Raw genomic sequence first — 7,892 nt, forward strand, 5'->3', positions numbered from 1 at the left:
TACCAACTGAGCTATGCGTCCACACTGCCCTGACCTGGGCTGCCGTTTTGTGGAAGTCTTGGTGGACCTCCCCGGCGGCGGAGAGGCCCCTATAACGGCTGATTTCAGGATGGGAAGAGAAAAATTCAAAAATTTTACGCGAGCGATCCGGGGCGGCGATTCCAACGGTTTACGGCCATGAGCGTGCCGAGGCAGATCATGTTCGTCAGCATCGAGGTGCCGCCGTGGCTCATGAAGGGCAGGGGGATGCCGACAACCGGCGCCAGGCCCATGACCATCATCAGGTTGATCGCGACGTAGAAGAAGATCGTAGCCGCCATGCCCATCGCCAGCAGGCTGGAGAACCGGTCAGGGGCCTTGCGGGCGACCCTGAGGCCCCAGGACAGCACGATCGCGAAGACGCAGAGGACGAAGAGGCCGCCGAGCATGCCCCATTCCTCCGCCATCGTCGCGAACACGAAGTCGGTGTGCGATTCGGGCAGGTATTGCAGGTGGCTCTGCGAACCGTTGCCGAAGCCCTTGCCGAGGAAACCGCCCGAGCCGATCGCGATCTTGGACTGGGTGATGTGATAGCCGGTGCCGAGCGGATCGCTTTCCGGATCGAGGAACACCAGCACGCGGTTGCGCTGGTAGTCGTGGAGCAGGGTGAAGAAGGCGATCGGCGCGGCGATCGCGGTCGTCAGGCCTGCGCCGACGAACCACGATAGCGGCAGACCGGCCAGAAACATCGTCACGACCCCGCCGAAGCAGATCGCCAGCGCCGTCCCGAGATCGGGCTGGATCATGACGAAGAGCGCGGGGATGCCGATGAGAACGCCCGCAGGCACCAGTCCGCGCCAACTGGCGGTCATGGCATGGGGCAGGGTCTCGTAGAACCGGGCGAGCACGAGGACGATCGCGGGTTTCATCAGCTCGGAGGGCTGAAGCGTCATGAAGCCGAGGTTGAGCCAGCGCTGGCTACCGCCGCCGACCGCGCCGATGGCTTCCACCAGAACCAGCAGCACGACGATGGCGCCGTAGACCGGATAGGCGGCCATGCGGAAGAAATCGCGGCTGATCCGGGAAATGACGATCGCCATTATCAGGAAGATGAAGAAGCGGACGACATGGCTGAGCGCGTAAGGCTGGAGGCTTCCGCCTGCCGCCGAATAGAGCACCGCCGCGCCCAGCGAGACAAGACCCGTCAACGGTACCAGCATATGCCAGGGCTGGCGGGCGATGGCCTCGGGAACGATCGAACGGCCGATCACTGCGGATTTCCTCCGGTATTGGCAGGTGTCGTCCCGGAACTCGCCCCAGAACCCGCAGGTGCCGGCGTGGGGCTGGCCGCTTGCGGCGCCGAGGGCTGGCGTTCGGCGGCATCGGGTTCGGGAGCGGGCGAAGCGGCCTCACGAACGATCGGTTGCGCGGGATCCTGCGCGCCGTCGGAACCCTGGATCTTGCGGTTTTCCTCTTCGGCGGAAACCGCCGGTGCACCGACGCCGTATTGGGCCGAGTAAGTGCGGTAGCGGGCTTCAAGCCGCTCCTTGGGCGTGCCACCCCACTTCTGTTCAAGCTCGGTCAGGATATCCATGCCCTTCTGCTTGTCGAAGACATAGGTAAGCACATCTCGGGCGATCGGATAGGCTGCGCCGGAGCCGCCGCCATGCTCGACTACGACCGAACAGGCATAGCGTGGATTATCGAACGGGGCGAAGCAGATGAAGTGGCCGTGGTCGCGGTGCTTCCAGATGCCTCCCTTGCCGCTGCCGACATTGAGGCCGACGACTTGCGCAGTGCCGGTCTTGCCCGCAAGCTTGATGTCCGGAAACGGCAGACGAGAATGCGGTGCGGAGCCTGGGCCGTTGGCAACGTCGGACATGGCCTGACGAACATAGGCGAGATGTTCTGCGGAAATGCCGAGCGAAGGCGCGACTTCCTGCTCATGGCCATGGACCAGTCGCGGCATGATGACGCGGCCGCTGGCGATGCGCGAAGCCTGGATCGCCTGCTGCAAGGGGTTCACCAGGAAGTAGCCCTGACCGATCGTCGCGTTGACGGTGTCGAAGGTCTGCCATTCCTTGCCGTACTTCTTCAGCTTCCAGGCCGGATTGGGCACGGTGCCGTAGGATTGGCCGGATACCGGCAACGGGAAATCGTGGCCGAGGCCGAGGCGACTCGCCATCGCCGCGATCGGGTCCATGCCGATCCGCTGGGCGAAATGGTAGAAATAGACGTCGCAGCTCTGGTAGATGCCCTTGGCCATATTGACCGAGCCATGACCGCGCCGGTTCCAGCAGTGGAACACGCGGTTGCCCACGCGCAGGCCGCCGCCGCAGAACACCGATTCGTTCGGGTCCAGCCCGGCTTCCAGGAAGGACAGTGCCACCATCGGCTTGACGGTCGAACCCGGTGGATAGAGCCCGCGCAGGACCTTGTTGCGCAGTGGCACATGGTCGTCGTCCGACAGCATCTTCCATTCGAGGCGGCCGATGCCGTCGGAAAAGCTGTTCGGATCGAAGCTGGGCATCGAGCACATCGCGAGGATGTCGCCGGTCTGGCAGTCCATCACCACGACGGCCGCCGATTCGGGGCCGATTCGCCGGGAGGCGTATTCCTGAATTCCGGCGTCGATGGTGAGCTTCAGCGTCTTGCCGGGCACGTCTTCGCGCGTGTCGAGATCACGGACGATCCGGCCCGAGGCGGTCACTTCGACGCGGCGGGCGCCGGGCTTGCCGCGCAGGTCCTTCTCGTAGAACTTTTCGAGCGCGTCCTTGCCGACCTTGTAGCCCGGCGTGATGAGCACGGGATCGCGGTCCTTCTCGTACTCTTCGGCCGAAGCCGGGCCGACATAGCCGATCAGGTGACCGACCGAAGGGCCGAGCGGATAGAACCGCGAGAAGCCGCGCTGGGTGACGACGCCCGGCAGGTCCGGCAGACGCACGCTGACGGCGGCGAAAGTATCCCAGTCGAGACCGCTGGCGACTTCCACCGGCGCGAACCGGCGGGCGCGCTCCAGCTTGTCCTCCAGATCCTGCATCGCGATCGGCGAGAGGCTGAGCAGCTTGCCCAGGGTCTGGATCGTATGCGGCACGTCCTGGACGCGCTCGGGAATGAGATCGACGCGAAAGTCAGCGCGATTCGAGGCGAGGGGGGTGCCGTTGCGATCCATGATCCAGCCGCGACGCGGCGGGATCAGCGACAGATTGACGCGGTTGCTCTCGGCCTGAAGCTCGTACTTGGCGTTCTGGGCGATCGAGAGATAGCCGAGTCGCGCCGCGAGCAGGACGCCGATGCCGCCCTGGATCGAGCCGACGACCAGACTGCGGCGGTCGAAGCTGTTGCGAAGCGTCCCCGCGCTGACGTGGCGCTGCGGGAAGAACCGCTTGAAGTTGATTTTCATCGCAGCAGCACGATCGGAGCGAGGCGGATCCGATCGAACAGGGCAACGACTCGACCGACGAGCGGGTAAGAAAGCACGGAAATAACGACCTGCGGCACGATGACGTGGAATGGAGATGCCGCACCCGCGAGGTCCGCGAAAGCGAGGCAGAGGACAATATAAGCGACGATCAGGCCCATTGCCATGAGCCATTCCGTAACAAAGTTACGCCAGGGCAGGCGGACTTCGACGATTTCCAGCGCAATCGCGGTGAGCGACCAGAGCAGGACTGCGCAGCCGAAAGGCTGGCCGGAAAACAGGTCGTCGAACAGGCCCAGCGGCAGACCGGCCCAGATCGGCAGCAAGCCGGGGCGAAGCTGTCTCCAGCCTAGATAGACCAGGAAGCCCAGCGGCGGCATGACCGGCGCGGAGGCGATCATGAACCAGCCCGGCACCACCGATGCCAGCATCACCGTCAGCCAGGGAAAGCCCCTGGCCAGGAACCGCGAGGGTGCATGGTTGATGCGCTGCCGGGAGGTGGGGCGGGAGGCGCTGCGCTGGAACATCAGCGTTTCTTGACCGTACCGTCGTTGGCCGGGGGGGGCGGTGGCGGCGGTGCCCAGCTCTTTTCGACCATGACATAGTCGGTGTCGGAAGGATTGCTGAGCACGCGCGCGATGGCGCCGTCGCGGATGAGGTCGGTCACGATGGCGATCGGGGTGCCGGGGCGATAGAGGCCGCCGGAACCGGAGGTCACCAGAACGTCGCCCTTCCTGAGCGGATTGATGCCGAGGTTGATCAGGCGGATCCGCAGGGTGCCGTCGCCGTTGCCCTGCGCGAAGGCGGGGACGCCGTCGGTTGCGCGGCGAACCGGCACGACGCTTTCACTGTCGGTAACCAACAGCACGCGCGCGCTGGACGAGCCGACTTCGAGAACGCGTCCGACCAGGCCCATTTGCGAGCGAACCGGCATGCCGGGCGTCACATTGCGGTCGGTCCCTGCGCCCAGCGTCGCATAGCGGCGCGTGCTGGCGCTGGTCGAGGAGGTCAGGCGGGCATAGGCGACCGCGCCGCCGTTCGGTTCCGAAAGCGCCATCAAGTCCTTGAGACGCTTGTTTTCGGCTGAGGTCGCCCTGGCTTCGGCAAGGCGCACTTTCGCCTCGGCAAGCTCACGCTTGAGCCGCGCGTGTTCTGCTCCCGAATGGAAGAATCCGGTGAGTTCGGCCCAGGTATCGCGTCCGAGATCGCGGCCGCTGGCGGACATCTGCGCGGCAGGCTCCGTCGCATCGTCGGCCAGTCCGCGCAGGGCGGAGAAGAATCCGGGGTTCACAAGCGAAATCACCACGAGCGCCAGTCCGACCGCGGCGCCAAGCACGCCTGCGGCATAACTGAGGAACGTGGTGTATTGCGCCCGGCGCGAATAGCTGGAGCGCCTGTTTGCTGGCGGCGCCATGCGCCATGCACTCCTTCGTAGCGGCGGCCGCCGGATAGGGCAGCCGCTCTAACGTCAAACGACCGGCGACAAGGGCGCCGGGAAGTGGGGAGCGGCCGGACTTTTCGAGCCGACGGCCGCTCCGCGCGAAATCAGGCGGACATCAGGACGCCGCGATAGACCGGATCTTCCATCGCGCGGCCGGTGCCGAGCGCGACGCAGGACAGCGGATCTTCCGCGACGCTGACCGGCAGGCCGGTTTCCTCACGCAGATAGTCGTCCAGGCCCTGGATCAGCGCGCCGCCGCCGGTGAGCACGATGCCCTGGTCGACGATGTCGGCGGCGAGTTCCGGTGCGGTATTCTCAAGCGCGATGCGCACGCCTTCGACGATGGCGCCGATCGGCTCGGCGAGCGCTTCGGCGACGTTGGCCTGGGAGATCGTGATCTCCTTCGGCACGCCGTTGACGAGGTCGCGGCCCTTGATGTGGATGGTTTCGCCGATGCCGTCGGCGGGCATGACGGCGATGCCGTAGTCCTTCTTGATGCGTTCCGCCGTGGCATCTCCGATCAGAAGGTTGTGGTGGCGGCGGACGTAGGAGACGATCGATTCGTCCATCTTGTCACCGCCGACGCGAACCGAGGTGGTGTAGGCGAGGCCGCGCAGCGAAAGCACGGCGACTTCGGTGGTGCCGCCGCCGATGTCGACCACCATCGAGCCGACCGGCTCGGTGACGGGCATGTCGGCGCCGATCGCCGCAGCCATCGGTTCGAGGATCAGGTAGACCTGGCTGGCGCCGGCGTTCGAGGCGGCGTCGCGGATCGCGCGGCGTTCGACCGAAGTCGAACCCGAGGGCACGCAGATCACGATTTCCGGATAGCGGAACAGGTTCTTCTTGCCGTGCACCTTGCGGATGAAGTGCTTGATCATCTCTTCCGCGATTTCGATGTCGGCGATCACGCCGTCACGCAGCGGGCGGATGGCCTCGATGTTGTCGGGCGTCTTGCCCATCATCATCTTGGCGTCGTCGCCCACGGCCTTGACCTTCTTGACGCCGTTCAGCGTCTCGATAGCCACCACCGAAGGCTCGTTCAGCACGATTCCGCGGTCCTGAACGTAGACGAGCGTATTGGCGGTCCCAAGGTCGATCGCCATGTTCTGTGAGCCGAGTTTGAAGAATCGCGAGACGAGCGAGGCCATCAGTAATCCGTTGTCTTTCCCGGCGCATGCCACGGGGAATCCCCATGGAGCGAAGGGCAGGTTGGCATGGAAGGGGACCCCTTAGCCCATCGATTCGCGAAACGCCAAAAATTTGTGTCTTTTTCATGGGGGAATCGTCCGAAGCCCGTCTCGAATTCCATGCGGTTCATCGCTAGTGTTTGGGATAGTTCGAGATCGCGGTGCCAAAGACCCGTCTCCTTTGCGTAGTCCGGGGTGATAAACCCCGCAGGACGCCGATCTGCGCTGACTAGCGAAAGAATTCCCGATGCCGATTATCCGCCGTCTTCCCGAACATCTCGTCAACCGCATCGCGGCGGGCGAAGTGGTGGAGCGCCCCGCTTCCGCGTTGAAGGAGCTGGTGGAGAACGCGATCGACGCCGGATCGACCCAGATTACCGTGCGCCTCGCCTCGGGCGGGCTCGACCTGATCGAAGTGACCGACGACGGCTGCGGCATGGTGCCGGACCAGATCGCCCTGGCGTTGGAGCGTCATGCGACTTCCAAGCTTCCCGACGAACATATCGAACTGGTGGCCACCCTCGGCTTTCGCGGCGAAGCATTGCCGTCGATCGGTTCGGTCGCGCGGTTGACCATCGAGAGCCGCCCGCATGATTCGGAGGAAGGCTGGAAGCGCGTCGTCGATCATGGCGTGGTTGCGGTCGACAGTCCCGCTGCTTTGCCGCCGGGAACGCGCATTCGCGTGGAGGATCTCTTCGGCAAAGTGCCTGCGCGCCGCAAGTTTCTGCGCTCGGCGCGCTCGGAATATGCGGCCTGTCAGGATGTCGTGCGCCGTCTCGCCATGGCGCGGCCCGACATCGGCTTCACGATGGAGCACGACGGTCGCCGGGTGATCGCCGTGCAGCCGCGCGAGGAACTGGCATCGCGCGTGGCGCGACTCGTGGCGCGGGAATTGGCGGAAGACGGCGTGCTGATCGATGCGGAGCGCGGAACCGCGCGCCTCACCGGCGTGGCCGGACTGCCGACCTACAATCGCGGTGTCGCTGATCACCAGTATCTCTTCGTTAACGGTCGCCCGGTGAAGGACCGCCTGCTCGTGGGGGCGGTGCGCGGGGCCTATTCGGACATGCTCGCGCGTGATCGCCACGCGGTGCTGGCGCTGTTCCTCGAAATCCCGCCCGAGGAAGTGGACGTCAACGTCCATCCGGCGAAGACCGAAGTGCGCTTCCGCGACCCCACGTTCATTCGCGGGTTCCTGGTCGGCGCCTTGCGTCACGCGCTCGAGTCCTCGGGGCAGCGCAGCGCCCAGCCTGCCGCCGCCGCGGCGATGAACATGTGGCAGGTGGAGCCGGTCGCTCCCGCCCCGGCGCCCGCGCTCGGCTCGCTGTTCGCGCGCGAATATGCCCCGCAACCGTCGCGCACCGATTATCGGCCCGCGCCGAGCCGCGTCTCCGAGGCGGGGGCGGCCTGGCGCTCCTATGAGGAAGAAGTCATGGCCCAGCCCTCGGGCCGGGCCGAAGCGGCGCCCGACGAGCCGGAGGAAGCCTTGCAATATCCGCTCGGCGTCGCGCGCGGGCAGGTTGCGGGGACTTACATCGTTGCCGAGGCCGAGGACGGTCTGGTGATCGTCGACCAGCACGCGGCGCACGAGCGGCTCGTGCTGGAACGTCTCAAGGCTGCCGGGGCGGAAGATGCCATGGCCCGCTCGCAGGCGCTGCTGCTGCCCGAGGTCGTCGAACTGGAGGAAGCCCCCTGCGACGCGCTGGAAGACAAGACAAGCGACCTTGCGCAGTTCGGTCTCGTGCTGGAGCGTTTCGGGCCTGGTGCCATGCTGGTTCGCGCGGTGCCCTCCGTGCTCGGCAAATCCGACGTCCACGCTCTGGTTCGTGACATTGCCGACGATCTGGCGCGCAACGGCGAT

Annotated in this window: 6 protein-coding genes and 1 tRNA gene (1 of these 7 only partly in view); 1 reads left to right on the forward strand and 6 read right to left on the reverse strand. The window is 65.4% G+C overall.

Annotated elements, in window-relative coordinates:
- The 6 genes from V7066_RS21480 to V7066_RS21505 form a co-directional block, all read right to left on the reverse strand.
- Positions 1-21 (reverse strand) — tRNA-Lys (locus tag V7066_RS21480); it reaches 155 nt to the left of the window's first position.
- A gap of 113 nt (positions 22-134) precedes the next feature.
- Positions 135-1,247: a rod shape-determining protein RodA gene (rodA, locus tag V7066_RS21485; RefSeq protein WP_334185040.1), complete on the reverse strand. Its 1,113-nt coding sequence runs from the start codon at positions 1,245-1,247 to the stop codon at positions 135-137.
- Complete coding sequence (mrdA, locus tag V7066_RS21490; RefSeq protein WP_334185023.1) at positions 1,247-3,382, reverse strand: penicillin-binding protein 2; 2,136 nt, start codon at positions 3,380-3,382, stop codon at positions 1,247-1,249. Before mrdA ends, rodA begins: the two co-directional genes overlap by 1 nt.
- Positions 3,379-3,927: a rod shape-determining protein MreD gene (locus V7066_RS21495; protein WP_334185024.1), complete on the reverse strand. Its 549-nt coding sequence runs from the start codon at positions 3,925-3,927 to the stop codon at positions 3,379-3,381. The genes mrdA and V7066_RS21495 overlap by 4 nt, the downstream gene beginning before the upstream one ends.
- On the reverse strand, positions 3,927-4,814 hold the full coding sequence (gene mreC, locus V7066_RS21500) for a rod shape-determining protein MreC (protein ID WP_334185025.1): 888 nt from the start codon (positions 4,812-4,814) through the stop codon (positions 3,927-3,929). The genes V7066_RS21495 and mreC overlap by 1 nt, the downstream gene beginning before the upstream one ends.
- A gap of 131 nt (positions 4,815-4,945) precedes the next feature.
- On the reverse strand, positions 4,946-5,992 hold the full coding sequence (locus V7066_RS21505) for a rod shape-determining protein (RefSeq protein WP_031341471.1): 1,047 nt from the start codon (positions 5,990-5,992) through the stop codon (positions 4,946-4,948).
- A gap of 286 nt (positions 5,993-6,278) precedes the next feature.
- Here V7066_RS21505 and mutL point away from each other — a divergent pair.
- Positions 6,279-7,892 (forward strand): DNA mismatch repair endonuclease MutL (mutL, locus tag V7066_RS21510; protein WP_334185026.1); only part of this gene is annotated, 1,614 nt, incomplete at its 3' end.

The sequence above is a fragment of the Novosphingobium sp. genome (assembly GCF_036820275.1).
Lineage (GTDB): Bacteria > Pseudomonadota > Alphaproteobacteria > Sphingomonadales > Sphingomonadaceae > Novosphingobium.